This window comes from Janthinobacterium sp. FT14W, from assembly GCF_009208755.1.
Lineage (GTDB): Bacteria > Pseudomonadota > Gammaproteobacteria > Burkholderiales > Burkholderiaceae_D > Janthinobacterium > Janthinobacterium violaceinigrum.
Window position 1 is genome coordinate 103,959 of record NZ_WFLL01000011.1, and the last position, 25,832, is coordinate 129,790.

General features: G+C 62.0%; 18 protein-coding genes and 1 pseudogene. 8 read left to right on the forward strand and 11 right to left on the reverse strand.

Features of this window, described 5'->3' with window-relative positions; all coding sequences use genetic code 11:
* Nucleotides 1–3: 3 nt before the first annotated feature.
* The 6 genes from GCN74_RS10355 to xapA all read right to left on the reverse strand — a co-directional run bounded on the left by GCN74_RS10355 (nt 4) and on the right by xapA (nt 7,485).
* Nucleotides 4–414 carry a cytidine deaminase gene (locus tag GCN74_RS10355; RefSeq protein ID WP_152256598.1) on the reverse strand — a complete coding sequence of 137 codons (411 nt, stop codon included), beginning with the start codon at nt 412–414 and terminating at the stop codon, nt 4–6.
* Nucleotides 415–519: 105 nt separating this feature from the next.
* Nucleotides 520–1,842, reverse strand: coding sequence for a thymidine phosphorylase (deoA, locus tag GCN74_RS10360; RefSeq protein WP_152256599.1), 1,323 nt, complete (start codon nt 1,840–1,842; stop codon nt 520–522).
* A 139-nt stretch (nt 1,843–1,981) separates the two neighbouring features.
* The gene (locus tag GCN74_RS10365; protein WP_413541535.1) at nt 1,982–4,363 is read right to left on the reverse strand and encodes an aldehyde dehydrogenase family protein; all 2,382 of its coding nucleotides are present in this window, start codon (nt 4,361–4,363) and stop codon (nt 1,982–1,984) included.
* 12 nt (nt 4,364–4,375) lie between these two features.
* Nucleotides 4,376–5,335, reverse strand: a complete 960-nt coding sequence (deoC, locus tag GCN74_RS10370) for a deoxyribose-phosphate aldolase (RefSeq protein ID WP_152256600.1) — start codon at nt 5,333–5,335, stop codon at nt 4,376–4,378.
* Nucleotides 5,332–6,525 (reverse strand): phosphopentomutase, encoded by a 1,194-nt coding sequence (locus GCN74_RS10375; protein ID WP_152256601.1) that lies wholly within the window; start codon nt 6,523–6,525, stop codon nt 5,332–5,334. The genes deoC and GCN74_RS10375 overlap by 4 nt, the downstream gene beginning before the upstream one ends.
* Nucleotides 6,526–6,645: 120 nt before the next feature.
* Complete coding sequence (gene xapA / locus GCN74_RS10380) at nt 6,646–7,485, reverse strand: xanthosine phosphorylase (protein WP_152256602.1); 840 nt, start codon at nt 7,483–7,485, stop codon at nt 6,646–6,648.
* Nucleotides 7,486–7,875: 390 nt separating this feature from the next.
* Here xapA and GCN74_RS10385 point away from each other — a divergent pair, with 390 nt between their 5' ends.
* The 7 genes from GCN74_RS10385 to GCN74_RS10415 all read left to right on the forward strand — a co-directional run bounded on the left by GCN74_RS10385 (nt 7,876) and on the right by GCN74_RS10415 (nt 15,986).
* Complete coding sequence (locus tag GCN74_RS10385) at nt 7,876–9,033, forward strand: carbohydrate kinase (RefSeq protein WP_152256603.1); 1,158 nt, start codon at nt 7,876–7,878, stop codon at nt 9,031–9,033.
* Between the two features lie 3 nt (nt 9,034–9,036).
* Complete coding sequence (locus GCN74_RS10390) at nt 9,037–9,966, forward strand: pseudouridine-5'-phosphate glycosidase (RefSeq protein ID WP_413541536.1); 930 nt, start codon at nt 9,037–9,039, stop codon at nt 9,964–9,966.
* Nucleotides 9,967–10,045: 79 nt separating this feature from the next.
* Nucleotides 10,046–10,948 carry a LysR family transcriptional regulator gene (locus GCN74_RS10395; RefSeq protein WP_152256604.1) on the forward strand — a complete coding sequence of 301 codons (903 nt, stop codon included), beginning with the start codon at nt 10,046–10,048 and terminating at the stop codon, nt 10,946–10,948.
* A 379-nt stretch (nt 10,949–11,327) separates the two neighbouring features.
* Nucleotides 11,328–12,323 (forward strand): BMP family lipoprotein, encoded by a 996-nt coding sequence (locus GCN74_RS10400; protein WP_086145103.1) that lies wholly within the window; start codon nt 11,328–11,330, stop codon nt 12,321–12,323.
* Between the two features lie 81 nt (nt 12,324–12,404).
* On the forward strand, nt 12,405–13,934 hold the full coding sequence (locus GCN74_RS10405; protein WP_152256605.1) for an ABC transporter ATP-binding protein: 1,530 nt from the start codon (nt 12,405–12,407) through the stop codon (nt 13,932–13,934).
* Between the two features lie 35 nt (nt 13,935–13,969).
* Nucleotides 13,970–15,010: an ABC transporter permease gene (locus GCN74_RS10410; RefSeq protein ID WP_226938977.1), complete on the forward strand. Its 1,041-nt coding sequence runs from the start codon at nt 13,970–13,972 to the stop codon at nt 15,008–15,010.
* A 4-nt stretch (nt 15,011–15,014) separates the two neighbouring features.
* Nucleotides 15,015–15,986, forward strand: coding sequence for an ABC transporter permease (locus tag GCN74_RS10415; RefSeq protein ID WP_152256607.1), 972 nt, complete (start codon nt 15,015–15,017; stop codon nt 15,984–15,986).
* A 425-nt stretch (nt 15,987–16,411) separates the two neighbouring features.
* Here GCN74_RS10415 and GCN74_RS29270 read toward each other — a convergent pair.
* Nucleotides 16,412–16,996: pseudogene (locus tag GCN74_RS29270) on the reverse strand (NUDIX domain-containing protein); the annotation flags it as partial.
* Nucleotides 16,997–17,081: 85 nt separating this feature from the next.
* Between GCN74_RS29270 and GCN74_RS10425 the strand changes: the two are divergent.
* The gene (locus tag GCN74_RS10425) at nt 17,082–17,846 is read left to right on the forward strand and encodes a DeoR/GlpR family DNA-binding transcription regulator (RefSeq protein ID WP_152256609.1); all 765 of its coding nucleotides are present in this window, start codon (nt 17,082–17,084) and stop codon (nt 17,844–17,846) included.
* Between the two features lie 48 nt (nt 17,847–17,894).
* On the opposite strand, the gene GCN74_RS10430 is transcribed toward GCN74_RS10425, so the two are convergent.
* The 4 genes from GCN74_RS10430 to GCN74_RS10445 form a co-directional block, all read right to left on the reverse strand.
* The gene (locus GCN74_RS10430; protein ID WP_152256610.1) at nt 17,895–18,965 is read right to left on the reverse strand and encodes a S1/P1 nuclease; all 1,071 of its coding nucleotides are present in this window, start codon (nt 18,963–18,965) and stop codon (nt 17,895–17,897) included.
* Between the two features lie 2 nt (nt 18,966–18,967).
* Nucleotides 18,968–20,197 carry a phospholipase D-like domain-containing protein gene (locus tag GCN74_RS10435; protein WP_152256611.1) on the reverse strand — a complete coding sequence of 410 codons (1,230 nt, stop codon included), beginning with the start codon at nt 20,195–20,197 and terminating at the stop codon, nt 18,968–18,970.
* Nucleotides 20,198–20,214: 17 nt separating this feature from the next.
* Nucleotides 20,215–21,924, reverse strand: a complete 1,710-nt coding sequence (locus tag GCN74_RS10440) for a bifunctional metallophosphatase/5'-nucleotidase (RefSeq protein WP_226938978.1) — start codon at nt 21,922–21,924, stop codon at nt 20,215–20,217.
* Nucleotides 21,925–22,040: 116 nt separating this feature from the next.
* Entirely contained in the window at nt 22,041–25,451 is a 3,411-nt protein-coding gene (locus GCN74_RS10445; RefSeq protein ID WP_152256612.1) for a TonB-dependent receptor, read from the reverse strand.
* Nucleotides 25,452–25,832 lie beyond the last annotated feature (381 nt).

Below are 25,832 nucleotides of genomic sequence, written 5' to 3' on the forward strand. Positions count from 1 at the left end.
GCCCTATGGTTTCATGTCCAGGTCGGAACTGCCGAAACCGTGCGGCAGCAGCCAGCCCGCCGTCACTTCCATGACATCGTTTTTCAGGTTCGTCAGGATCACGGGCAGGTCGGCGCCGCCCATCTCGAATATCACCTGGCGGCAGGCGCCGCACGGCGAGATCGGTTCGGCCGTATCGCCCGTGACAGCCAGCCTGGCGAAATCGCCCGGCTTGCAGCCATGCGCGATGGCGCTGAAAAACGCCGTGCGCTCGGCGCAATTGCACAGGCCATACGCGGCGTTTTCCACGTTACAGCCACGGAAGACGCGGCCATCCTTGCACAGCAGCGCCGCGCCCACTTTGAAGCGCGAGTATGGCGCATAGGCCAGTTCACGGCCGGCGTTGGCTTCGGCGATCAGTTCTTGGTTGTTCATTTTTTCTGCAATACCTTTGAAATCATTAAGGCCGGGGTCAGACCCTCAACACCGCCGACACATAGTTCAGCGCTATCGCAAACGGGGCCTGACCCCAGTTGTACATTACGGACGAATGGTACGGTAAATCACCGGATTGGCCGTCAACGCCACCGCGCTGATGGCATACGCATCCTGGATTTCCTTGACGGCTTGCTGCGCCGCCGCTTCCGTGCGCGCGTGCACCATGGCCAGCGGCTGGCCTACGGACACTTGCTCGCCCAGGCCCACGAGGTCCGTCAGGCCGACGGCGAAATCGATGCTGTCGCTCGGGCGGCGGCGGCCACCGCCCAAGGCGACCACGGCCAGGCCGATGCCGCGGCAATCGCGCACGTTGGCAAAACCGGCGGACAGCGCCGGCGCCGGCACGATGAACGGCGCCTTTTCCAGGTGTTTGTCCGGGTTCTCGATCAGATCCGCCGGGCCGCCCAGGGCGGACACCATGCGCGAGAAGCGCTCGGCCGCCTCGCCCGAATCGAGGGCCGCCGTCAGCTTGACGCGCGCCTCTTCTTCGGTGGCAGCCAGGCCGCCCAGCACCAGCATCTCGGCGCACAGCGCCAGCGTGACTTCGTGCAGGCGCGCGGGACGCGAACGGCCCGTCAGGTAATCCATGGCGCCCCGCACTTCCAGCGCATTGCCGGCGTACGGCGCCAGCGATTCGTTCATGTCCGTCAGGATGGCCGACGTCTGCATGCCCGCGCCGTTGCCGACGGCGACGATGCTCTCGGCCAGTTCCACCGATTTGTCGTAGGTCGGCATGAAGGCGCCCGTACCCACTTTCACGTCCATCACCAGCGCATCCAGGCCCGCCGACAGTTTCTTCGACAGGATGGAGCCGGTGATCATGGCCACCGATTCCACCGTGGCGGTCACGTCGCGGATGCTGTAGAAGCGCTTGTCGGCCGGCGCCAGCTGCGCCGTCTGGCCGATGATGGCCACGCCGATCTCCTGCACCACCTTGCGGAACAGTTCATTGTCCGGCACGGTGCAGTAGCCGGGGATGGCGTCGAACTTGTCGAGGGTACCGCCAGTGTGGCCCAGGCCGCGGCCCGAGATCATCGGCACGTAGCCGCCGCACGCGGCCACCATGGGGCCCAGCAGCAGGGACACCACGTCGCCCACGCCGCCCGTCGAATGCTTGTCGACGACAGGCCCCGGCAGGTTCAGCGCGCGCCAGTCCAGCACGTGGCCGGAATCGCGCATGGCCAGGGTGAACGCCACGCGCTCGTCCATGTTCATGTCGTTGAAAAAGACGGCCATGCCCAGCGCCGCGATCTGGCCTTCGCTGACGCTGCCGTCAGTAATGCCGCGCACGAAAAACTGGATTTCCTCGGCGCTCAGCACGCCCTTGTCGCGCTTCTTGCGGATGATTTCTTGGGTTAAAAACATGATAGCTCCCGATATGAGGTACTGTTCCAATCCAGCGGCGCCCGCGATGCCTGCGCCCTGCTGGTGAAAGCAACTTGGGGCCGGCGCCCCGGCGCATCGCTGCGCGGAAGATCCGGCCCCACCGTCCTGCTCTACAACCTTAGACGCCGTAAGGAATCCACACGTTTTTCACTTGCGACGCATGCGCCAGCACGGCGCGGCCGCCGCTTTGGGCCGCACTGTACCAGTCGCGGCCCTTGGCGCCGCCGACCCAGGTGCGCTTCAGGGTGCCGGCGGACAGGCGCTCGACTTCCGCGCAGCCTTCGGCGGAGCCGTCATGGCGCCACACGGCGTCGATGTCGGCGTGCGTGGCCAGGGTGCGCGCCAGCTCATCGGCGTTGCCGCTGATGATGTTGACGACGCCGCCCGGCAAGTCGGACGTATCGAACACCTGGTACAGGTCCAGCGCGGAGAGCGGATGCGCTTCCGACGGCACCACCACCACGCGGTTGCCCAGCGCGATGGCCGGCGCCACCAGCGAAATGAAGCCCAGCAAAGGCGCTTCGTTCGGGCAGACGATGCCGATCACGCCAACGGCTTCATTGAGCGCGACGGTGATGCCCTTGGTTGGCGGCTGGTGCGCCAGACCATCGTACTTGTCGGCCCAGGCCGCGTAGTAGAACAGGCGTTCGATCGATGCCTGCACTTCCTTCTCCGGGTTCTTGTTGCCCGTCATGGCGGCGATGCGGGCGGCGAATTCGTCGGCGCGCGCAGCCAGGTTCTCGGCGATGTAGTACAGCACCTGCGCGCGGTTGTGCGCCGTGGCGCCGGTCCAGCCGGATGCCTTGTGCGCCGCTTCGACGGCGTTGCGGATGTCCTTGCGGCTGCCCACGCCCACTTCGGCCAGCAGGGCGCCGTTTGCGCCGAACACGGGAGCGCTGTAGGCGCTGTCAGGGCGCGCCTGCTTGCCGCCGATGTACATCTTGGCCGTGCGGTCGATGGCGAAGGGATCGGCGGCTGCCGGTTTCGCATTGCCCTTGGCTTTCGCTTCCACCACCGGCAGGGCCGGACGCGCATCTTCGGCCAGGGCCGTCATGTATTCCAGCATGCCTTCGCGGCCGCCTTCCCGGCCGAAGCCCGATTCGCGGTAGCCGCCGAAGCCGCAGGCCGCGTCAAACTGGTTGGCGCTGTTGATCCACACCACGCCGGCCTTGATGGCGGGAGCGATGTCCAGCGCCAGGCTGATCGACTCGGTCCACACGCTGGCGGCCAGGCCGTACACCGTGTTGTTCGCCAACTGCACCGCTTCAGGCGGCGTGCGGAAGCTCATCGCCACCAGCACGGGGCCGAAGATCTCAGCCTGCGCCACGGCGGCCGATGTCGACGCGCCCGTGATCAGGGTCGGCGGGAACCACGAACCGTCCGCCGGCAATTCGCACGCGGGCTGCCATACGTCGCAGCCTTCGGCACGGGCCGAATCGACCAGCGCGGCGATGCGCTGGCGCTGGACCGGGTCGACCAGCGCGCCCACGTCCATCGATTTGTCCAGCGGCGAGCCGAGGCGCAGGTTTTCCATGCGCGCGCGCACCTTGTTCAGGAAGCGCTCCTGGATCGATTCCTGCACCAGCAGGCGCGAACCGGCGCAGCACACCTGGCCCTGGTTGAACCAGATCGAATCGACCAGGCCTTCCACCGCGCCGTCCAGGTCCGCATCTTCAAAGACGACGAATGGCGACTTGCCGCCCAATTCGAGGGACAGTTTCTTGCCGCTGCCGGCCGTCGCCTCGCGGATCAGACGGCCCACTTCCGTGGAGCCCGTAAACGCGATCTTGTCGACGCCAGGATGGTTGACGATGGCCGAGCCCACGCGGCCGTCGCCGGTGACGATGTTGACCACGCCGGCCGGCACGCCCGCCTGCACGCACAGTTCGGCGAACAGCATGGCGGTGAGCGAGGTGAATTCGGCCGGCTTGAAGACCACCGTGTTACCGGCGGCCAGGGCCGGGGCGATTTTCCACGACAGCATCAGCAGGGGGAAATTCCACGGCACGATCTGGCCCACCACGCCCACGGCGCGGTAGTCGGCGAATTCTTCCGATTGCAGCTGCGCCCAGCCCGCGTGATGGTAGAAGTGGCGCGCGGCCAGCGGCAGGTCGATATCGCGCGTTTCGCGGATGGTCTTGCCGTTGTCCAGGGTTTCCAGCACGGCGAACAGGCGCGAATGCTTTTGCAGCAAACGGGCCAGCGCGTACATGACCTTGGCGCGGCCATGGCCGCCCATGCCCTGCCACACGGGCAGCGCGCGGCGCGCCGCTTCCACGGCGCGCTCCACGTCAGCATCGGTCGCCTGCGTCAGTTCGGCCAGTTGCGCGCCGTCGGCAGGATTGGTCGAGGCGAACAGCTCGGCCGGCTCGCTCCAGGCGTTGTCGATAAACAGGCCGAACTTGCGCTGGTGGCCGTCGAGCCACGCCTGTGCTTCTTTTTGACTTTCGGGAGCTGGGCCGTAGTCCATAGTAGTGAGAATCTCGTTAATTGTAGGCATGACGAATGTTCTTTAAGGTTGTGCGTGACGATGATTGGCCGAGTAGCTGCCGGTGACGTAGTGCTCGAGCTGGCGCTCGATGTCGGTCAGCAGGCTGGAAGCGCCGATGCGGAACAGGTGCGGCTGCAGCCATTCATTGCCCAGTTCTTCCTTCATCAGGGTCAGGTATTGCAGCGCGCTCTTGGCCGAGCTGACGCCGCCGGCCGGCTTGAAGCCCACCTGGAAACCCGTCTGCTCGTGGTATTCGCGGATCGTGCGCACCATCGTCAGGGCCACGGGAATGGTGGCGTTCACGCCTTCCTTGCCGGTGGACGTCTTGATGAAATCGGCGCCCGCCATCATGCAGACCCACGACGCCTTGGCCACGTTTTCCATCGTCAGCAAGTCGCCCGTGGCGAGAATCGCCTTCACGTGCGCTTCGCCGCAGGCCTTGCGGTAGGCAAGCATTTCGTCGTACAGCACTTGCCAGTTGCCGTTCAGGACGTGCTGGCGCGTGATGACGATATCGATTTCCGAGGCGCCCGCAGCGACCGACAGTTCGATCTCGCGCAGCTTCGTTTCCATGCTCGTCAGGCCGGCCGGGAAACCCGTCGACACGGCGGCGATGGGCAAGCGGCCCTGGATGACCTGCACGGCCGGCTGGATCATTTCGTGGTACACGCACACGGCGCCGGTGCTCAGTTCCGTCAGGCCCAGTGCGGCCATCAGGTCGGCGCGCAAGGGGCGCATGGCCTTCATGCACAGGCGTTCCACGCGGCCCGGGGTATCGTCGCCGCCCAGGGTGGTCAGGTCGATCATCTGGATGGCTTTCACCAGCCAGGCGGCCTGGTATTCCTTTTTCACCGTACGGCGGTTCGCCAGGCTGGCCGCGCGGCGGTCCGTCGCGGCGCGGTTGACGCGGACCTGGTTGATCCAGCCCAGGTCGAGGCCGACGGCCTCGTTACGCTTGAATTCGGGGTGCATGAGTGTCATAACAAGCTGGTTCCATTAGCAAGTGGTGGTACGCCAAGGTGCTTGGCGAGGGTTTGGCCAATATCGGAGAAGGTCTCGGAGATACCCAGTGCGCGCGGGGCGACGCCGGGGCCGAAGAAGATCATCGGAATGTGTTCGCGGGTGTGGTCGGAGCCGTGCCAGGTGGGGTCGCAGCCATGGTCGGCGGTGATCACGACCAGGTCGCCTTCCTTCAGCTTGGCCATGAATTCCGGCAGGCGCGCATCCATTTCGCGCAGCGCATCGGCATAGCCCTCGACGTTGCGGCGGTGGCCGAAAGCCTGGTCGAAATCGACGAAGTTCACAAAAGTGAGCGACTTGTCCTGCACTTCATCGGCCGTCTTCAGCAGCGCCTCGAACAGCACCATATTGTCGACGCCCTTCACGACGCGCGAGATGCCCTGGGTAGCGAAGATGTCGCTGATCTTGCCCAGGCCGACCACTTCGCCGCCCGCATTCTTCACGTGGTCGAGCAGGGTCGGCGCGGGCGGCGCGACGGCGTAGTCGTGGCGGTTGGAAGTGCGCGTGTAGTTGCCGTTGCTGCCCGTGAACGGGCGGGCGATGACGCGGCCGATGTTGTACGGCTCGACCAGCTTGAAGGCCATTTCGCACACCTGGTACAGGCGCTCGAGGCCGAACGATTCTTCGTGCGCGGCGATCTGCATCACCGAGTCGCCCGAGGTATAGATAATCAGCTTGCCCGTGGCGACGTGTTCGTCGCCATGCTTGTTGATGATGTCCGTGCCCGAGGCGTGGCAGTCGCCCAGGAAGCCCGGCACGCCCGACATGGCTTTCAGCTTGTCGGTCAGGTCGGCGGGGAAGGACGGCGTCGTGCGGGGGAAGTAGCCCCAGTCGAATTCGACGGGCACGCCGGCGATTTCCCAGTGGCCGCTCTGCGTGTCCTTGCCGGTGGAGCGCTCGCGCGCCGCACCGTAGGCGCCGGTAAAACCATCGCGCTGGTCGAAGCCCGTGGCCCATTCGCCGCTGGCCAGGTGCGCGGCGGCGCCCAGTCCCAGGCGTTCCATGTTAGGGAGTTTCAAGGTCTTGCCGCTTTTGGCGACAGTGCTGGCAATGTGGCCAAAGGTATTGGCACCTGCGTCGCCATACTTTGCGGCGTCTGGCGTCGCGCCAAGGCCGAAGGAATCAAGCAGGAGGATAAATGCGCGTGACATGATAAGGCTCGCTCTATGAAGGTAATGCGGGATGATGCGGACAGTGTAGGCCGGATTTCCCCGGCCTGCTGCGCGGCAGCGCCGGTGGCTGGCGCGCCGCTACTACAAAAAAAGCAGTGCTTAGGCTTGCGGTTTGGTGGCAACGGTGGCCAGGAAAGCCAGGATCAGCTTGACCAGGTCTTTCGCGCCGATGGCCGCGTACTTCAGGGTTTGTTCGTGCGACAGGGCGAATGGCGACATGCCTTCGGCCAGGTTGGTGATGACGGACACGCCCACCACTTTCAGGTCGCAATGGCGGGCCGACACCACTTCCGGCACCACCGACATGCCGACCGTGTCGGCGCCCAGGCGGGCCATCATGCGGATTTCGGCGGCCGTCTCGAAGTTCGGGCCAGGGTAGGCGACGAACACGCCTTCGTGCAGGGTGATGCCGTTCGCGGCAGCCGTGTCCTTGACCAGCTTGCGCAGGTCCGCATCGTAGGCGTTGGCCATGCTGAAGAAGCGCGGGCCGAAGCGGTCGTCGTTCGGGCCGACCATCGGCGTGCCTGGCAACAGGTTGATATGGTCACTGATGGCCACCAGGCTGCCGGCGTCCACTTTAGGGCGCAGGGAACCGGCAGCGTTGGTGACGAACAGCATTTCGCAGCCCAGCAGTTTCAGGGTGCGGATGGCGCTCGTCATCACGCCCATGCCATAGCCTTCATAGAAGTGGCCGCGGCCCTTCATGCAGACGACGGCGACGCCCGACAGGGTGCCGACCACCAGTTCGCCGGCATGGCCGTGCACGGTGCTGATCGGGAAACCTGGCAACTCGTCAAAGCTGATGCTGACGGCGTCCGTCATCTGCTCGGCCAATACGCCCAGGCCGGAGCCGAGGATCATCGCCACGCGCGGCTTGAAATTTTCTGGGGCGCGGGCACGGATGATTTCGGCGGCGTGGAAAGGGGCGTTGTTCGACATGGTTATCCTCTGAGTGACTAATGATGATGGTTGCTGCCTGCGCGATCGTGTCCGGGTGGGGACTGCGGCCCAGGTATCGGGTATGCATGGGTGTTGCTGGACTATCCAGATGCGTATTGCCATTAATTGCCGCCACTATGCATCAAACGGAATATGTATGGCAAATACCATTTTTCTTGCCCATTTATACAATTCAAATATAAATGGCCGATATTATAGTCCAGGCAAGCGCTCGCCCGCCAGCGGCGGCCACGCCCTTGCCATGCCCCGTAAATCCATGCATACAAGCTCCATACGAGCACTTTTCGCGCACGCCCGGCATGCGCTTGACACGACCAAGACAAATGTTTACAGTTTCAGACAAATGTTTAAACCTCCTGCGAACACCTTGTGACCGATACCAATAAAAAAGACCAGTTGTACACGCTGATCCGCAACAACCCCTTCATCTCGCAGCAGGACCTGGCGAACGAACTGGGCTTGTCGCGCTCGGCCGTCGCCGGCCATATCGCCGGCCTCATACGCGAGCGGCGCCTGCTGGGACGCGCCTACGTGCTGCCCGACAGCCGCCCCGTGCTGTGCATAGGCGCCGCCAACCTGGACCGCAAGATGCGCACCCTGGCCACCTTGCAGATGGGCACCTCGAATCCCGTGCGCTCGGAAGAGGTGTTTGGCGGCGTGGGCCGCAACATCGCGGAAAACCTGGCCCGCCTGGCCATCCCCGTGGCCCTGCTGACGGCCCTGGGCGACGACGCGGCCGGCCACGCGCTGCAGACGCACGCGGAAGACGCGGGCATCGACATGCGCGGCAGCTTGCATTTGAGCAACACCAGCAGCGGCACCTACACGGCCGTGCTCGACGAGCATGGCGAAATGCTGCTGGCGATGGCCAACATGCAACTCTACGAACAGCTGACCCCCGCCTTCCTGCACAGCCGCCAGCCCCAGCGCGCGGCCGCCGCCCTCACCGTCTGCGACCTGAACCTGGGCCACGACAGCGTGCAGGCACTGCTGGCCGATGCGCGCCAGGACGTTGCCCACGCGACGCCGCTGGTCATCGTCGCCGTCTCGCAGCCGAAGATGGCGCACCTGCCGCAGGACCTGGCGGGCTTGCACCTGCTGATCCTCAACCGTGGCGAACTGGAAACGCGCGTGGCGCGGGCCTTGCCGACGGCGTTCGACGTGCGCGCCGCCTGCCGCGAAGTGCAGCGCCAGGGCGCGCGCCAGGTGATCGTCACCTGCGGCGGCGAAGGCGTGTATTTCACGGACGGCGACGGCGTGGACGCGCCTGTCGGGCACCTGGCCGCGCGCGAAGTGGACGCCGTCGACGTGACGGGCGCCGGCGACGCGTTTTCCGCCGCCGTCTGCTGGTCGCTGTACCACGACAGCGGCGACTTGAAACTGGCGTGCCGGCGCGGCCTGAAGCTGGCCGCCATGACCCTGGAATCGGCTGCCACCGTTTCCCCCCAGATTTCCGCCGGCGCGCTCGACGACATCGACGACGCCGACCTGGCGCCACCTCCCCCTACCCTCTTTCAACAGGACTGACACATGACGCAATTGAATACCTTCCTCTCGTTCTCGCAAGAAGTGCTAGCCGCGCGCGCCGCCGGCAAGGCCATCGTGGCGCTGGAATCGACCATCATTTCGCACGGCATGCCGTATCCGCAAAACGTGGAAATGGCGCGCGAAGTGGAACAGATCATCCGTGACGGCGGCGCCGTGCCGGCCACCATCGCCATCATCGACGGCAAGATCTGCGTGGGCCTGTCGCCCGAGCAGCTGGAATTGCTGGGCACCTCGCCCGACGCCATGAAGGTCAGCCGCCGCGACCTGCCGTTCGTCTTGTCGCAAGGCAAACTGGGCGCCACCACCGTGGCCGCCACCATGATCTGCGCGGAACTGGCCGGCATTGCCGTGTTCGTCACGGGCGGCATCGGCGGCGTGCACCGGGGCGCGGAAACGAGCTTCGACATTTCCGCCGACCTGCAGGAACTGGCGCACACCTCCGTGGCCGTCGTCTGCGCGGGCGTCAAGTCGATTCTCGACATCGGCCTGACGCTGGAATACCTGGAAACCCATGGCGTACCCGTCATCAGCGTGGGCCAGGAAGGCTTTCCTGCCTTCTTCACGCGCGAAAGCGGCTACAAGGCCGATTTCCGCCTCGACACGCCAGCGGAACAGGCTGCCTTCATCGGCACCAAGTGGCAGCTGGGCTTGAAAGGCGGCGTGGTCGTCAGCAACCCCGTGCCAGCCGCGCAAGCGATGCCCAAGGAAGAAATCGACGCGATCACGACGCAAGCGCTGCAGGAAGCGGACGCGGGCGGCGTGAAGGGCAAGCAAGTCACGCCATTCCTGTTGTCGCGCATCAAGCAACTGACGGATGGGCGCAGCCTGGCGACGAATATCGCGTTGGTCAAGCACAATGCGCAAGTCGGCACCGCGCTGGCCATTGCCATGCAGGCAGTGGTGGCACGATAATAGGACTGCTGTAAAGAAGCGCGCGGCCGTTCACGGCGACGCGCCGTTCCCGCTTAGCATCAGGTAATGCAAGGAAAGCATGTCCATCGATCTGAAACAGTTAAAGTATTTTCTTGCCGTTGCCGAGGAGAAAAGCTTCAGCCGCGCCGCCGAGCGCCTGCATATCTCGCAGCCGCCGTTGAGCCAGCAGATCATGAAACTGGAAAGCGAACTGGGCGTGCGCCTGTTTGCGCGCACCACGCGCACGTTCGAGCTGACGGTGGCGGGCAAGGCCCTGATGAACGAGGCGGCCGACCTGCTGGCCAAGATGCGCATGACCATCGACACCATCCGCCAGATCGACCGCGGCGAAGTGGGCCGCTTGCGCGTGGGCATCGTGGGCTCGGCCATGTGGGGCCCCATTCCCAGCCTGCTGGAAGAATTCCAGACCAAATTCCCCCGCGTCACCTGGACCATCCATGAATTCGGTCCCACGGTGCAATACGAAGCCTTGCGCGCCAAGCAGATCGACGTGGGTTTCTGGCGCGAACCCAAGCTCAACGACGACGACTTGCGTCACGATAATTTACGCCAGGAACTGTGCTTCCGCGAAAACGTGTGCGTGGCCGTCAATGAACACCATCCGCTGGCGAAAAACACGGCCATCGAACTGATCGACATCGCCCACGAACCGATGCTCAGCCTCAACCTGGACAAGTCCGCGTTTCCCCGCTACCTGGTGCAATGCTGTATCAATGCGGGTTTCGAACCCGTGATCTTCCAGGAAGCGAGCGAGCCGCAAACCCTGCTGGCCATGGTGGGCGCGGGCCTGGGCGTGACCCTGGTGCCGGAAACGACGAGCCGCATCGGCTGGCCCGGCGTCGTGTTCCTGCCGATCAAGACCAATCCCCCCTCGGCCAATCTGTACATCAGCTACACCACGCTCGACGACGCCCCCGTCGTGCGGGCCTTCTTGAATATCCTGAATCCTCCCGCCGCTTGAAGCCGAATTTATATGGCTTTCATATAAATAGTTAAACAAAAACGTATTTGTCATACATATCTGGCATGATGCATAGTGATTCGGACGCCCATCGTGGCGCCGGTCCTGTGCCTGCCCTGCCCGTCCACTGACGGCGCATCCCAGCCCGTTCCGGCACCGCCATTCGATGTTGTAAGCATAAAAGAGACGCGGCGCGACTGTTGCATGAGCATCACACTGACGACATAAAATCATACAAGGCCAGCAATGATCTTGTGCAATACAGTGCAATGTTGATAAGGAATTATCACCTCGTGCATCAAAAACAGGCTAAATCGGCCCCAAATTATATGTTTCACCTATAAAAAATATACAATATCGATCTTCCAGGAGCCAATTCATGAAACTTACACAATTTAGTTTGACGATCGCAGCCGTATTTCTGACTGCTCAAGCGTCCGCGGCTACCCCAAAACTGGGTGTCGTGTATGACGCGGGCGGCAAGTTCGACAAGTCGTTCAACCAATCCGCTTTCGAAGGCGCATCGCGCTTCAAAAAAGACACGGGCATTTCCTTCATCGAAGTACAGGCATCGAGCGATACGCAGGCCGAGCAAGTCATGCGCGGCCTGGCCCGCAAGAAACTCGACATGATCGCCGCCATCGGCTTTGCGCAAACGCAAGCCGTGCAAAAGGTCGCCAAGGAATTTCCGAACGTGAAATTCGTGCTGATCGACGGCCAGGCTGCCGGCAGCAACGTCAATTCCGTCGTTTTCAAGGAAGAAGAAGGCTCCTACCTGGTGGGCGTGGCTGCGGCCATGGCCAGCAAGAGCAAGAAGGTCGGCTTCATCGGCGGCATCGATATTCCCCTGATCCGCAACTTCGCCTGCGGCTACGCGCAAGGCGTCAAGGCCGTGAATGCGAAAGCGGAAATCACGCAAAACATGGTCGGCACCACGTCCGGCGCCTGGAATGACCCGGCCAAGGGTGGCGAACTGGCCCGCTCGCAATTCGAGCGCGGCGTCGATGTCGTCTTCGCCGTCGCTGGCGGCAGCGGCATGGGTACCTTGCAAATGGCCAAGGAAAAAGGCAAGCTGGCCATCGGCGTCGATTCGAACCAAAACCATTTGTATCCAGGCAGCATCCTGACCTCGATGGTCAAGCGCGTCGACAACACGGTCTATGACAGCTTCATGGAAGTCAAGAACGGCACCTGGAAGGGCGGCGTCAGCTATAAAGGCTTGAAAGAAGGCGGCGTGGACTGGGCGCTCGACGCGAACAACCGCAAGCTGATTACGCCAGAAATCGAAAAGCGCGTGTTGGGTGCGCGTAAGGACATTATCGATGGCAAGATCAAAGTGATCGATTACCGCGTCGGCAGCAGCTGCCCGGTTTAATTTTTCTCCGTATCTTTTAGCGCGCCGCCGGGGCCTGTCTCCGCGCGGCGCGTTTCCATGAAACTATCCAGTTATGAACCTATGCAGCCAGCAGTAGAATTTCGCAGCATTTCCAAGCAGTTTGGACATGTAAAGGCGAACGCCGACGTCAGTTTCTCCATCGCCAAGGGCAGTATCCATGGCCTGGTAGGGGAAAACGGCGCCGGCAAATCGACCTTGATGAGCATCCTGTACGGCTACTACCGCGCCGACGGCGGAGAAATCCTGCTCGACGGAAAAGTACAGCCTATCCGCAACAGCCAGGAAGCGATCAACCTCGGCATCGGCATGGTGCACCAGCACTTCATGCTGGTCGAAAACTTCACCGTCCTCGACAATATCATGCTGGGCACGGAAGGCGGTTTTCGCCTGGCCAGCCACCGGACGGAAGCGGAAGCCAAATTGCGCGAGATTTGCGCGCGCTACCGCCTCGACGTCGACCCGCTGGCAAAGATCGAAGACCTGTCCGTGGGCGCGCAGCAGCGCGTGGAAATCCTCAAGCAGATTTACCGCAGCGCCAATATCCTGATCCTCGACGAGCCGACGGCCGTGCTGACGGCCCAGGAAACGGCGTCGCTGTTTGAAATCCTGCGCCTGTTCAAGGAACAGGGCAAGACCATCATCCTGATCACGCACAAGCTGCAGGAGATCCTGGAAATCACCGACAACGTCACCGTCATGCGCGGCGGCACGGTGGTGGGCGCCGTGGCGACCAACGGCACCTCGAAGGAAGAGCTGGCCAACATGATGGTGGGCCGCCCCATCCAGAGCCATCTGCCCCGCGCGCCCTACAATCCGGGCGCCACGGTGCTGGAAGTGGACGGGCTGCAACTGGCCGACGAGCAACAGGTCAAATTGCTGGCCGACATAGGTTTCAACTTGCGGGCCGGCGAAATCGTCGCCATCGCGGGGGTATCGGGCAACGGCCAGAGCGAACTGCTGGAAATCTTGTCCGGCATGCGCCTGCCCACCTCGGGCAAGCTGCGCTTCCAGGGCAAGGACTTGCCGTTTGCCAAGCGCCACGATGCGGACGGCTTGCCGCTGGCCTTCCGCGACCTGGGCATCGCCCACATTCCGGAAGACCGCTTGCGCGATGGCGTGGTGAAGAATTTCTCCGTCATGCAGAACACCATCCTCGGCTACCAGGACCGCCTGAAAAACCGCTGGGGCTTGTTCAACTTCAAGGCCATCGGCGCCCGCTGCGCGGAATTGCTGAAAACCTTCGATGTGCGCCCGGCCAACCCGGACCTGCGCATCGGCCTGCTGTCGGGCGGTAACCAGCAAAAGGTGGTGATCGCGCGCGAAGTGCTGGCCAAGCCGAAACTGATGCTGGTGGGCCAGCCCACGCGCGGCGTCGACATCGGCACCATCGAAAGCATCCATACGCAATTGCTGGCCCTGCGCGACGCAGGCGTGGCGATCCTGCTGGTGTCCGTCGAACTGGAAGAAGTGCGGGCGCTGGCCGACCGCATTCTCGTCATGTGCGGCGGACGCATCACCGGCGAACTGAAAATTGAAGAATTCGATACCACCCGCATCGGTCTGTTGATGGGGGGAATGCACAAATCATGAATAACGACTTGCCACGCTGGGCGACAGCCTTTGTCATGCCCATGTTAAACCTGCTGTCGGCCTTGCTGGTCGCAGCCCTGGTGATTTATATGCTGGGCGAAGACCCGGCCGAATCGCTGGGTATTCTCGTCAACAGCGCCGTCCTCAATCCGGAAGGCTTGAGCTACACCCTGTTCTACGCCAGTACCTTCATCTTCACGGGCCTGTCCGTGTCCGTGGCGATGCAGGCCGGCCTGTTCAATATCGGTTCCGAAGGCCAGATGTATATCGGTGGCCTGGGTATCACGTGCGCCATGCTGGCGTTCGATCAATCGCTGTCCGCCTGGGCCTTGATTCCCGTGGCCATGATTAGTGCAGCCGTCTTTGGTGCACTGTGGGGGTTTCTGCCCGGCTATCTGCAAGCCAAGCGGGGCAGCCACATCGTGGTCACCACCATCATGTTCAACTACATTGCATCCTCGCTCATGAATTCTGTGATCGTGCGATACCTGATCCCCCCGGGCGAGCAGAACACGGCCAGCCGCGTATTTGCGGAAAGCGGCGAAATGCCGCGCCTCTCCACCTGGTTCCCGTCGCTGGGCGACACGCCGCTGAACATCAGCTTTATCCTGGCAATCGCCGCGCTGGTGATCTATGGCGTGATGGTCTGGCGCTCGTCGTGGGGCTTCAAGCTGCGCGCCACGGGCCTCAACAAGCATGCGGCCCACTACGCGGGCGTGTCGATCAGCAAGATGATCATCATCGTCATGCTGATCTCGGGCGCGCTGGCAGGCCTCGGTTCCGTCAATTCCATCATGGGTTCGACGCACTATCTGTCGCTGAACTTCGTGGGCGGCGCCGGCTTCATCGGCATCGCCATCGCCCTGATGGGCCGCCAGCATCCGGTCGGCATCTTCCTGTCGGCCGTGCTGTTCGGCGCGCTGATCCAGGGCGGCTTCGACCTGTCGCTGGAAAAACCGAATATCCCGACGGAAACTTTCATTTTCATCCAGGGCTTGATCATCCTGTTCTGCGGCGCCATGGAAAACTTCTACGCACCGGCCATTTCCGCCCTGCTCAAGCGCACCAAAGGTTAACACCATGACACTCGACGACTTTCATTTCGCCAGCATCCTGGTATCGACCGTGCGCAATGCGCCCGTCCTGATCTTTGCCGCCATGGCCGGCCTGTTTGCCGAACGCAGCGGCATGATCGACATCGGCCTGGAAGGCAAGATCCTGGCCAGCGCCTTCGCTTCCGCCGCCGTGGCCTACACGACGCAAAACCCGTATTACGGCATGGCTGCAGGCATGCTCGTGTGCGTCGCCCTGGCCCTGCTGCAAGCGTATGTCAGCATCACGCAAAAAGGCAACCAGCTGGTGGCCGGCATGGCGATCAACATTGCCATGAGCGGACTGACGTTTGTGCTGGCGCAATTTTTCTTCCAGCAAGGCGGCCGTACGCCCGACCTCGGTTCGGCGCGGCTGTTCGACGTGGTCTTGCCGGGCACGCAATATGTGGAACATATTCCCTTCATCGGCTGGGTATATGCCCATCTGATCGGCGGCCATTCCATCCTCGTATATGTCGCCTTCCTCCTGATCCCGCTCGTGCACTGGCTGCTGTACCACACGCGCTTCGGCCTGCGCCTGCGCGCCTGCGGCGAAAATCCGCATGCAGCCGACTCGGCCGGCGTGAGCGTGGAAGCGACGCGCTACCTGGCCATGCTGGTGGCCGGCATCCTGTGCTCGTTCTCGGGTGCCTATCTCGCCATCGTGCAAAGCGGCTTCTTCCTGCGCGACATGTCGGCCGGCGCCGGCTACCTGGCCCTGACAGCCATGGTGTTCGGCAACTGGCGCCCCATCTACACCTTCCTCGGCTGTTTGATGTTCGGCTTCTTTGCCGCCATCCAGATCCAGATCGAAGGCGTGGACTTGCCCGTCGTGGGCCGTATCCCCGGCTCCTTGATCCAGATGGTGCCGTATGTCGTCACGGTGATCGTGCTGGCGGGCCTGATGGCCAAATCGGTCGCACCGAAAGCCATCGGTATTCCATTTGTAAAGTCCCGCTAAGCCCGGCGTTGACTTGACGCAAAAAAAAGCGAAGCCCGCGGGCTTCGCTTTTTTTACGCCTGTGCAATCTCGTCCAGCGAGAAATACACGGCCAGCCCCAGGCTGCGCGCCACGGCCACCATCTGGTCGGCACCCTGGGACGCGCCGCCCAGACGCAGCACGGCATCGCAATGGCTCAATAAACGCGTCGCGTGCGCGTGGAACAACTCTTCATACACGGCATCGCCCACCCGGGTGGAGCCGGCCAGCGCCAGCATGGGCAGGGCCAGCCATTCACCGAGCACGGGCATGTGGCCGGCTGCGTACAAGGGCAGGCAGACGGCTTGCATGGCCGCTACATTCGCCGCCATCAAGGCAGGATCGTCGCCCGTGCCGGAACGATACGGACCAGCCACCAAAATCTGCAGCCCCTGTTTGCGCGGCATCAAGTGCAGCTGCGCATGCTGCAGCAGCATGATGGTCTTGCCGTCGCAGATGCGGCCATCGGCCACCATCTGCAGCGCCTGCGCCAGGGGCAGCTCCAGCACTTCGATATCCTCGCCTTCGTGCGCCAGGCCGCCGCCGTCGCCGATACGGCTGGCCGGATCGTATTCCGCCACGAAGAAATGCACGCGTTCCGTCACGGAACCGGGACTCATGAAAGCGTCGAACACCTTGTGCACCTGGCCCACCCGGTAACCGGTTTCTTCTTCCACCTCGGCGCGGATGCGCTGTTCCGGGCTGGCCTCTTCCAGCAAGCCGGCCGCCGTCTCGATCAGGAAGCCGTCATGGCCTGCCCGATACGTGGGAAAGCGGAACTGGCGGATCAGGATCACCGTGCGCTTGATTTTGTTGTAAAGCAGGATGGTGGCGCCATCGCCGCGGTCGTAGGTTTCCCGCGTCTGCGTCTGCCACTGGCCGTCGTGGCGCAGATACTCGAACGTGGTCTTCTGCAATAGATACCAGTCGTGCGACAGGGTCTGCACCTGCTGGATGCGGACCCGTTCCTGCTTCGTACTTTCTTCGCGCATAGTGTCTCCTTGTGTCTGCATATGCTTGCCTTCATCGACTTTATCATGCAAACTCGTGCAATATCAAGAATTAACGAGATAAATCATGCTCACACAGCAACGCAAACAATATCTGCTGGACTTGCTGCAACGCGAAGGCCAGCTGGTCGCCAAGGCCGTCAGCGACACCCTGGGCTTGTCGGAAGACACGATACGGCGCGACCTGCGCGAGCTGGCCAAGGAAGGCTTGTTGGAGCGCGTGCACGGCGGCGCCCTGCCCTTGCTGTCCCGCTCGCCCGCGCTAGTGCCGTTTGCGGCACGCGAGCAGATTTCACCGCAAGCCAAGCCCGCCATCGGCCGGGCGGCGGGCGCCATGATACAAACGGGGCAGGTGGTGTTTCTCGACGGCGGCACGACGGCCGTGCAACTGGCGCGCCAGTTGCCGCGCGAGCTGCACGCCACGATCGTCACGCACAGCCCGTCGATTGCCGTCGAGCTGGTCAACCACCCGTCGATCGAGGTGCTGATGCTGGGCGGGCGCCTGTACAAGCACTCGATCGTGGGCGTCGGCGCGGCCACCGTGGAAGCCGTCGGCCGCATCCGCGCCGACCTGTATTTCATGGGCGTGGCCAGCCTGCATCCGCAAGCGGGCATCACCACGGGCGATTACGAGGAAGCGTGCGTGAAACGCGCCATGAGCGAGGCATCCAGCCGCACCGTCGTGCTGGCTTCGCCGGAAAAGTTCAACACGGCCTCGCCATTCCAAATCGCTCCCTTGAGCCAGGTCAACGACATCATCGTGCACCGCGACGTGGAAGACGCCCTGGTCGCGCCTTACCGAGACATGGGGATTGCCGTCACCCTGGCGTAAAAAAAAACGGCCCGCAGGCCGTTTTTCACTCATCTCGCTGCGACCGGCTTATTGCGGCCAGATCGCCTGCAGCACGGCAGCCAGGTGGTAGCCTGCCTCGGTCAGCTGCTGCTTGGCCAGCGCCGAGCTGGGCACGGGATAATTGTCCGGCACCGTCAAGGCCCACACATTGTAGACCTCGCCCTTGCGGCTGGTCTGCTGCGTGGCCGGGCCCGCCGCCACATCCGTAAAAGCCGTCTTCGACGCCGCCAGCGATGCATCGGCCCACTGATAGGGCCACGTGACGGGGTCGCCGCTGTTGCCGCTCACCACGGGCGCGCTGGCGATCACGGTGCGGGCAAACTGCTGCGGCGTGCGCGTGCTCAGGCGGCGCATGGCGTAATCGACCACGGTCGTATCCCAGTACGAATGCAGGGGCTTGGTGGGCGACTTCGGATAGCTGCCGGCCGGCTTGGCCGCCCCCTCTTCCGCCGGCAAGGGCGCGGGGATCACGGCATCGGACAGCGCCGTCATCTTCGCATCGTCGAGCAGCAAGTCGTTGCCGCCCCGCGCATTGAAAATGGCGATGTCGTCGATCTGCGCCTGCGTGGCAGGCACGAAAAACTGGCCATCCTTGCCCACAAACGCATTGCCCACATGCAAAGGCTGGTGGATATCGCCCACCAGGTGGGTGATCAGGATCAGCGCTTCGCGCTGGCTGAAGCCATGCGGATTGCTGGCCGCATCTGCCTTGCCCTGCAATACCAGGATCGCCTGCTTGAGCGTCTGCACGATATCGTCGCCGGCCGTGCCCACGCCATGGTCGTGGTAGTGGGCGTTCTGGAACGGCACGTTCGTGTAATGGTATTCGCCATGCTTGGGGTTGGCTGCCACATACGCGAGCATTTCCGGCGATTGGGGGCCGCAATACGTCCCTTTCACGCAATCGGGCCAGTTGGCGATCTTTTCCAGGTTTTCGCCAGGCAACAGCAAGGCCGCGATCTGCGCCTGTGCCGCGCTGCCCTTGAGCAATTGATCAGCGATGGCGCCCACGGCGCGGTGGCCGTCGTTGCCCCAGGCCAGCACATTGCCGGAAGCGAAAGCGGCGCCCAGCGCCAGCACGGTCAACAATTTTTTCATGTTCACTCCTTGCCTTGCGGCGTCGCTTTCGCCGGCTTCGGATACTGCTTGTTGATGTCGATGGGTTGCGCGTACGCCGAGCTCCACGTCTGTTCATGCAACGCGGCAATACGCTGCGCCATGGCATCGTTGCGCAGCACCACTTCCAGGTTGCGCGACAAATCGAAATAGCCGCCCGCCCAGTTGCTCGTGCCGACCCAGGCCAGCTTGCCGTCGATGCTCATGGTCTTGCTGTGGATCACGCGCGCGAACGGAATGAAACCCGTCGAAGCAGTGGGCAGCGTGACGATGCGGATTTCCACGTTCGGCACCAGGGCCAAACTCTTCAGGTAAGCGATGGCCGGCGCTTCCGTGTTCCAGGCGGACACCATCAGCTTGATCTTGACGCCACGCTGGGCGGCCGCGCGCACGGCGTTGTCGATCACGGCGTAGTATGGACGCGTACGGTTCGGGCCGTAGGACAGCGGCGCGTAATCGAGCAGCTGGATGCGCACTTCGCTTTGCGCTTCCGCCAGCAAGGCGGGCAAGCCCGTTTCCGAATCGCCCACGCCAGTCGGGTTGTACGCATTCGGGCTGGCCAGCAGGAAGGCGTTTTGCGCGTAGTTCGCGGGCACGACCTTGCTGTTGAGCACCGTGGCGCGCCCGCCCTGCGACGTCAACACCTGGGCCTGCCAATCCTGCTCGAAGATGGCTTGCACCTGGCTCACCATGCTTGGTTCCGTGATTTTCAAGCCCGTTTCATGGATGTGTTCGAACGAGCGCCAGTCGAAATTCTGGCTGCCGACATACGCCACCTGGCCATCGACGGCCAGGTATTTCGCATGCACGATGCCATTGCCCGTGACTTTATTGAAATCGATGAGGCGCAAGTCCAGGTTCGGAATCGCCTTGATCTGCGCGATGGTGGCCGCTTCCGACAGGCCCACGCCCTTCTGGTCCAGCAGGAAGCGGATCTTGACGCCGCGCTGGCCCGCGGCCGTCAGGCTGGCCAGTACCTTTTCAAAGGCCGTGCCCGGCTTGCTGACGGCATAGAACTGGGCGATGACGATTTCCTTTTTTGCCGCATCGAACAGCTCAGTCCACACGGCAACAGGTTCGCGCAGGTCGGGATTCGTCAAGCTGGTCTCAACGGGCGACGTGTGCACGAGCTCGTAGCCGGGAATGGTGAAATCGGCGTGGGCCGTGCCCGCGAACAGGCTGGAAAGAAGAACGGAAACAAATAAACGACGCATGGTTATTCCTTGTAAAGTTATTTGACGCGCACGATGCGGCCCGCCGCCGTGCCGCTGCCAGCCGGCTTGCCGGCGCGCGCGCGGTCGATCAGGTAATCGCTGAAGGCATCGATGTCGCGCACGCCCGTATCGAGCCGGCGCGTGCCGGCCGCCAGCACGGTGAAGCGGTCGCCGCCGCCGGCGAGGAAACTGTTGGCGGCGACTCGGTATTGTTGATCGTCTTCAATAGGACGACCATTGAGCATGATGCTGCCCGGCAGCACGCGCTGGCCTTGCGGCTGCGTGCTGTCCCAGCGGTAGCTAAAACCCTCGGACACTTGCAGCAGATTATTGTCCTCCGCTACGCTGCCCGGCCATTGCTGCTCGAGCAAGGTACGGATTTGCGCGCCAGACAGACTGACGACGATCAGGGTATTGCCGAAAGGTACAACTGCCTGGTTCTGCCCCACGTTCGTCATCAGGTCGGCACCCGCCTCCAGGTCCTTGCGGATGCCGCCATTATTCATCAGGCCGATTTGCGCGCCGGCAGCGCGCGCGCCGAACAGGGTGCTGTCAGCCACCAGGTCGCCCAGCGGGGAAGCGCCGCTGCCCTTGGTGCTGCGGCCCACGGTAGGCACGGCGATGGCGGCCACCGGGCGCGACAGCTCGGCTGCACTGCGCTGCTTCACCGATTCCAGGTAGGCTGTTACGGCAGGGTCAGGCTCATACATGCCTGGCAGCATGACGACGTTGTGCGCGCTGGCATCGATCAGCGCATTCTTGACGGGATCGACCTTGAGCTTGATGCGCGTCAACATGTGTCCGCCCATCTGTGCTTGCGTCACCAGCCGCCCATCGACGCGGCACAAATAGCCTTGATGCGAATGGCCGCTGATGACCAGCTGAATCGCCGGATCGAGACGTTTCACCACGTCCACCACTTCGCCCTTCAGGTGGCTGCAATCGGGCTGGTCGACGGCTTCTTTCGTCTCGCCGCCCTGGTGCAGCAACACGACGAACACGCCCACGCCCTGCGCGCGCAGCTGCGGCAAGGTGGCGTTGATGGCGTCCGCTTCATCGCCGAACCGCAAGCCGGCAATGCCGGCGGCCGTCACGACGGAGGGCGTATCTTTCAGCACGGCGCCGATCAAGCCCACCTTGACGCCATGCGCCTCTTCGATGCGGTAGGCGGGCAGCAGGGACTTGCCCGTTTGCGTGTCGATCACATTGGCCGCCATATAGGTGTAGCTGGCGCCCTTGAAGTCAGGCGTGAACTTGCACGCCTTGTCGGCGCGCGCAGAGTCGCAGCCGCCGTGCTGCTGGCGCAGCAATTCCGCCTTGCCCTGGTCAAATTCATGGTTACCGACGGAACTGGCCTTCATGCCCAGCATGTTCATGGCCACGATGCTGGGCTCATCGGCCCACAGCGCCGACATGGCGGGACTGGCGCCGACCAGGTCGCCATTGCCGACAAAAATCAGCTGCGCGTCTTCGCGGCGCCACGCCTTCAATGCACCGGACAGGGTATCGATGCCGCCCGCCTGCACCGTCTTGCGCTCGGCATCGGCAGCGCTCGTGTAGGTGAATTTGCTGCGGTCGAGGTTGCCGTGAAAATCGTTCAGGGCGACCAGGTTCACTTCAATCGGGCCGCTGCGTGCAGCCTGTGGCGCGGCAGCGAAATGGCTGCAGCCGGACAGGGTCAGGATCAGGGCCGCGCTGGCGACCGGGGTGCGTAGGAAGTGAGCCATGGAATCAATATGTAAAAAAGAGAAAGGGTAAACCATCTTGCCTACAAAAAAAAAAAAACGGCTGGTGTCGCCACCAGCCGTTTTTTAGTTTGCCATGCTACGGGGCAAGGACGAAATTAGAATTCGTACTTGACCGTCGCTTGCAGTGCCCATTGCGACTCGCCTTTGGCTTGGCGCGTTTCCAGGCTTTCCACCACAGGGCGGGTGTTGTAAACGTACTTGCCGTTTTCCATACCCACGTAGTCGACGAAGCTGCGCACTTGACCACCGGCCGACTGGAAGCCCACTTCATTGATGCGACCCCATTTGCGATTCAGCAAGTTACCGACGTTCAGGATATCGAAGGTAATGATGCCTTTGTTACCCTTGAAGAAACCCGGTACTTCCTGGCTCATGCGTACATCGAAGCTATTGGTCCATGGGGAAAAACTCTCGTTACGGCCGATCACGCCGCCTTTGGCTTTGCGCAGGTCGCCATTGGCGTTGACCACTTTCCAGAACGCTGCCTCGTTGGCGGCGCGCGCTGCTGGCGTCGCACCGGAGAACACCACTTCGCCCGAACCTGGCGCGCTAGGGATGTACATCAGGTCGTTGCCGGCCAGGCCGTCACCGTTCAAGTCGTTGTTGATGGTCCAGCTGTATGGCTTGCCGCTACGGCCTTCATAGAACAGACCGAAGGTGGTCTTGTATTCACCGAAGAAACGTTTTTGCCAGTTGACATTGGCGGTGAAGCGGTCCTTGACCAGATAGTTCGAGTTGGACGCCACGTTTTCATTCGGATTGAACACGGCGCGCGAACCCCAGTTCGAGCTCGAGGTCGACGACGTCAGCGGCGATACTTCAGTGCCATCGGTGTAGGTGTACGACGAGCCCCACGACAGGCCATCACGAGTCGGGCTGCGCACCGCCAGGGTCAGCACGTTCGATTCACCCTTGTCGGTATTTTTAGCCATCAGCACCTGGCCGAAGGCGGCATTGCTGCCAGCCTTGGTCAAGGCACTGCAATTGGCGCCGCCGATCAAGGCACCATTTGCATTCCAGCAAGCCGTATTGTAAGCGTTAGGACCATAGTACATTGGACGGCCATCGCTACCGGTTGCCGTTGGCGCGCCCATGTTCAGCTCTTCATAGTAAATCGCGCTCTTGGTCTGGAAACGCAGGTATTCCGCGCTGACAATCAGGCCCATCCATGGCAGCTCATGTTCGATAGCCAGGTTGGCTTTCCATACCGATGGTTGTGCCAGATTCGGGCTCAGGGCATCGACCTTCATTGCCGGGATAACCGCTGGCACGCTCATTGGCTGCTTGGTTGGATCGGCATTGAAGAAGCCATCGGTGGTCGGGCAAGTGCCCGCCGACGAGGCGCAGGTAATGTTCTGCGTTGCCATACCGGTGTTCTGGTAAGGATTGCCCAGCCAGACGCTCATCGCCGCGCCCTGGAACAAGCCGAAGCCGCCGCGAATTTGCGTCGGACGCGCCGATTCCAGCTTGTAGTTGAAGCCAAAACGTGGCTGATACAGGTTTTCACCGTCGATCGTATGCGAATTATCGATACCGAAACCGCCGGTCTGACGACCGTTAGGCGTGGTACGGGCGATAGTTGCCTCTGCTGCACGCGCATTGTAGATCGGCTTTTCGCCGATGCGGGTACCGTCGATGCGCAGGCCGGCGGTCAACGTCAGCTGCTTGTTGACTTCCCAGGTATCTTGCAGGAACAGGCCGATGTTTTTCAGCGAGAACGTCGCCACGGCATCGTCCAGCGTACGGCCTGCTTGTGGCACCTGATAGGTGTACGAGCTAGGACGGCCACGGCTAAAGTTTTCCAGCACGGCTGCCTGCAATTGCGCTGCCGTGGCAGTACCGCAGTTGATGGCACCAAACGAATAGGTCACGGCTGCGCTGCTATTGATGCAACCAAAAGTATAGTTACCATTGACGTTTTGCAGGAACGCATTATAGATGTCGTTCTTGCTGTAGTCGGTGCCGAACTTGACTTCATGGTCGCCCAGCGACCAGGTACCGGCTGCGTAGAAATCCTTGGTTTTGGTACCAAGAATGTTACGCTGACGGCTCATTTCAGTACCAAAGTTCAGGAAGCGGTTGCCGGTAGCCAGGCTCGAAGGGGCGCCAGCTGGCAGCGCGCCGCTGAACTGCAGGCCGATTGCCGGCAGATAAGCGTTGTTGCGCGGTACGCTGTCATAGTCGCGCGAAGACACTTTGACTTCGGTCGAGAAGGTCGGGGTCCACTCGGCGGTCCATTGACCAACCAGGGTTTCCAGGCTCTTGTTCTGATCATACCAGTACGAGCTCAGCGACAGGCCAGTGCCGGAAAAACCCGTGTAAATCGGCTCGGACTGTTCGGTCTTGGTGTAACGCAGCATCATGCGCTGGGTGTCGGTCAGGTTCCAGTCCAGCTTGAGCAACTTTTCCGTCGCCGTGAATTCGGAACCCGCAGGCACTGCCGAAGTACCGGCATTGATGCCGTACTTATCCTTAGCAATAGCAACCGCGCTATCGATGGCGCCTTGGGTAATGGCAACGTTAGTCTGAGCGCTGCCGACAGGACCGAAGGCTGGCGCGCCGCGCGAGCTGGTGGTTTTTTCGTAGTTAGCAAACAGGAACAGCTTGTCTTCGATCAACGGGCCGCCCAGGGTAATACCCTTGGTGGTGTCTTTCGATTTTGGCGGTGCATAGTACGTGTCGTCGGTACTGTTGTAGCGGTCGCCCGACATGGTGTCGTTACGGAAAGCGTAGTAGACACTACCCTTGACCTTGTTGGTGCCCGATTTGGTCACCGCGTTGACGTTCGCGCCGGTGTAGCCTTTTTGGGTGACGTCATAGTTGGCAACGTTAACCTGCACCGACTGGATTGCTTCGATCGAAATTGGCTGCTTGCCGGTCGCGGTACCGGACGCTTCCAGGCCGAACGTGTCGTTCACGGCCACGCCGTCAATCGTCATCGAGTTGTAGCGCGAGTTTTGACCGGCAACGGAGATTTCACCGCGCTCTTTGTCGGTTTGCGACAGGCGTGGGTCGGCGCGGGCATAGTCCTGCAGGCTGCGCGAAATCGATGCCTGGGTAGCCAGTTCGGTCGGGCCGATATTGGTGCCGGCGCCCATGTTGTTGCGGTTGAACACCTGGTTGCGAATGGCATTGGTGCTGACTTTCACCACTTGCATGTCGGCGCCCAGCGTGGCGTCGACGTTGGCCGTTTCGGCCAGGGCGATATACACGCCTTCGCGTTTTTCCACCACACCATTCTTGGTAATGGTGATGGTGTAAGGACCGCCTGCACGCAGGCCGCGTGCAACATAACGGCCTTCTGCATCGGTGGTCACGTTGCTGGCCGAACCGGACTCAACGTGAACGATATTGACCTGTGCGCCAGCTGCCGGCTTGCCGTCGGTGGCCGAGATACGGCCGCCAATGGAAGACGTAGTGTTCTGCGCGAACGATGGTGCCGCCGCCAGTGCAATAGACAGGCTTAACGCGATTTGCGTTAGCCGAAGTCGCTTGTGATTGATCATCTTTAACCCCAGAAAAGACTATTATTTTTGAAAATCCTGGATTGCCCACCGCCCGGCTGCGCCGCACAGCAACACAAACACAAGATCTCCTCTTTACGATGCTGCAACTGTTACGCCGGCGAAACTGGCTGCGGTCCTGACAAGACCATCACAAAACGCCGCTCCACACATCACAACTCTTCCTATCCAGACAATTACGGCGGAAAAAACTGCGACCGGTCCGTACGACACAGGGCGCTAGCACCTGTGTCATTCACCCGACAGGCTTACCCGGCGAACATGGCAAGCCGCGAGTGTAATTGTTAAATATTTCAAGACTGTGACACGGCGGCAAAATACGGAGGAATGTCGTCATTTAGCTGCGCGACTGTTTGTTTCACT

Coding starts and splice junctions, on each gene's coding strand:
- GCN74_RS10355 (WP_152256598.1), bottom strand. CDS start 414: ATGAACAACCAAGAACTGATCGCCGAAGCCAACGCCGGCCGTGAACTG.
- deoA (WP_152256599.1), bottom strand. CDS start 1,842: ATGTTTTTAACCCAAGAAATCATCCGCAAGAAGCGCGACAAGGGCGTG.
- GCN74_RS10365 (WP_413541535.1), bottom strand. CDS start 4,363: ATGCCTACAATTAACGAGATTCTCACTACTATGGACTACGGCCCAGCT.
- deoC (WP_152256600.1), bottom strand. CDS start 5,335: ATGACACTCATGCACCCCGAATTCAAGCGTAACGAGGCCGTCGGCCTC.
- GCN74_RS10375 (WP_152256601.1), bottom strand. CDS start 6,525: ATGTCACGCGCATTTATCCTCCTGCTTGATTCCTTCGGCCTTGGCGCG.
- xapA (WP_152256602.1), bottom strand. CDS start 7,485: ATGTCGAACAACGCCCCTTTCCACGCCGCCGAAATCATCCGTGCCCGC.
- GCN74_RS10390 (WP_413541536.1), top strand. CDS start 9,037: ATGACGCAATTGAATACCTTCCTCTCGTTCTCGCAAGAAGTGCTAGCC.
- GCN74_RS10395 (WP_152256604.1), top strand. CDS start 10,046: ATGTCCATCGATCTGAAACAGTTAAAGTATTTTCTTGCCGTTGCCGAG.
- GCN74_RS10400 (WP_086145103.1), top strand. CDS start 11,328: ATGAAACTTACACAATTTAGTTTGACGATCGCAGCCGTATTTCTGACT.
- GCN74_RS10405 (WP_152256605.1), top strand. CDS start 12,405: ATGCAGCCAGCAGTAGAATTTCGCAGCATTTCCAAGCAGTTTGGACAT.
- GCN74_RS10410 (WP_226938977.1), top strand. CDS start 13,970: ATGCCCATGTTAAACCTGCTGTCGGCCTTGCTGGTCGCAGCCCTGGTG.
- GCN74_RS10415 (WP_152256607.1), top strand. CDS start 15,015: ATGACACTCGACGACTTTCATTTCGCCAGCATCCTGGTATCGACCGTG.
- GCN74_RS10425 (WP_152256609.1), top strand. CDS start 17,082: ATGCTCACACAGCAACGCAAACAATATCTGCTGGACTTGCTGCAACGC.
- GCN74_RS10430 (WP_152256610.1), bottom strand. CDS start 18,965: ATGAAAAAATTGTTGACCGTGCTGGCGCTGGGCGCCGCTTTCGCTTCC.
- GCN74_RS10435 (WP_152256611.1), bottom strand. CDS start 20,197: ATGCGTCGTTTATTTGTTTCCGTTCTTCTTTCCAGCCTGTTCGCGGGC.
- GCN74_RS10440 (WP_226938978.1), bottom strand. CDS start 21,924: ATGGCTCACTTCCTACGCACCCCGGTCGCCAGCGCGGCCCTGATCCTG.
- GCN74_RS10445 (WP_152256612.1), bottom strand. CDS start 25,451: ATGATCAATCACAAGCGACTTCGGCTAACGCAAATCGCGTTAAGCCTG.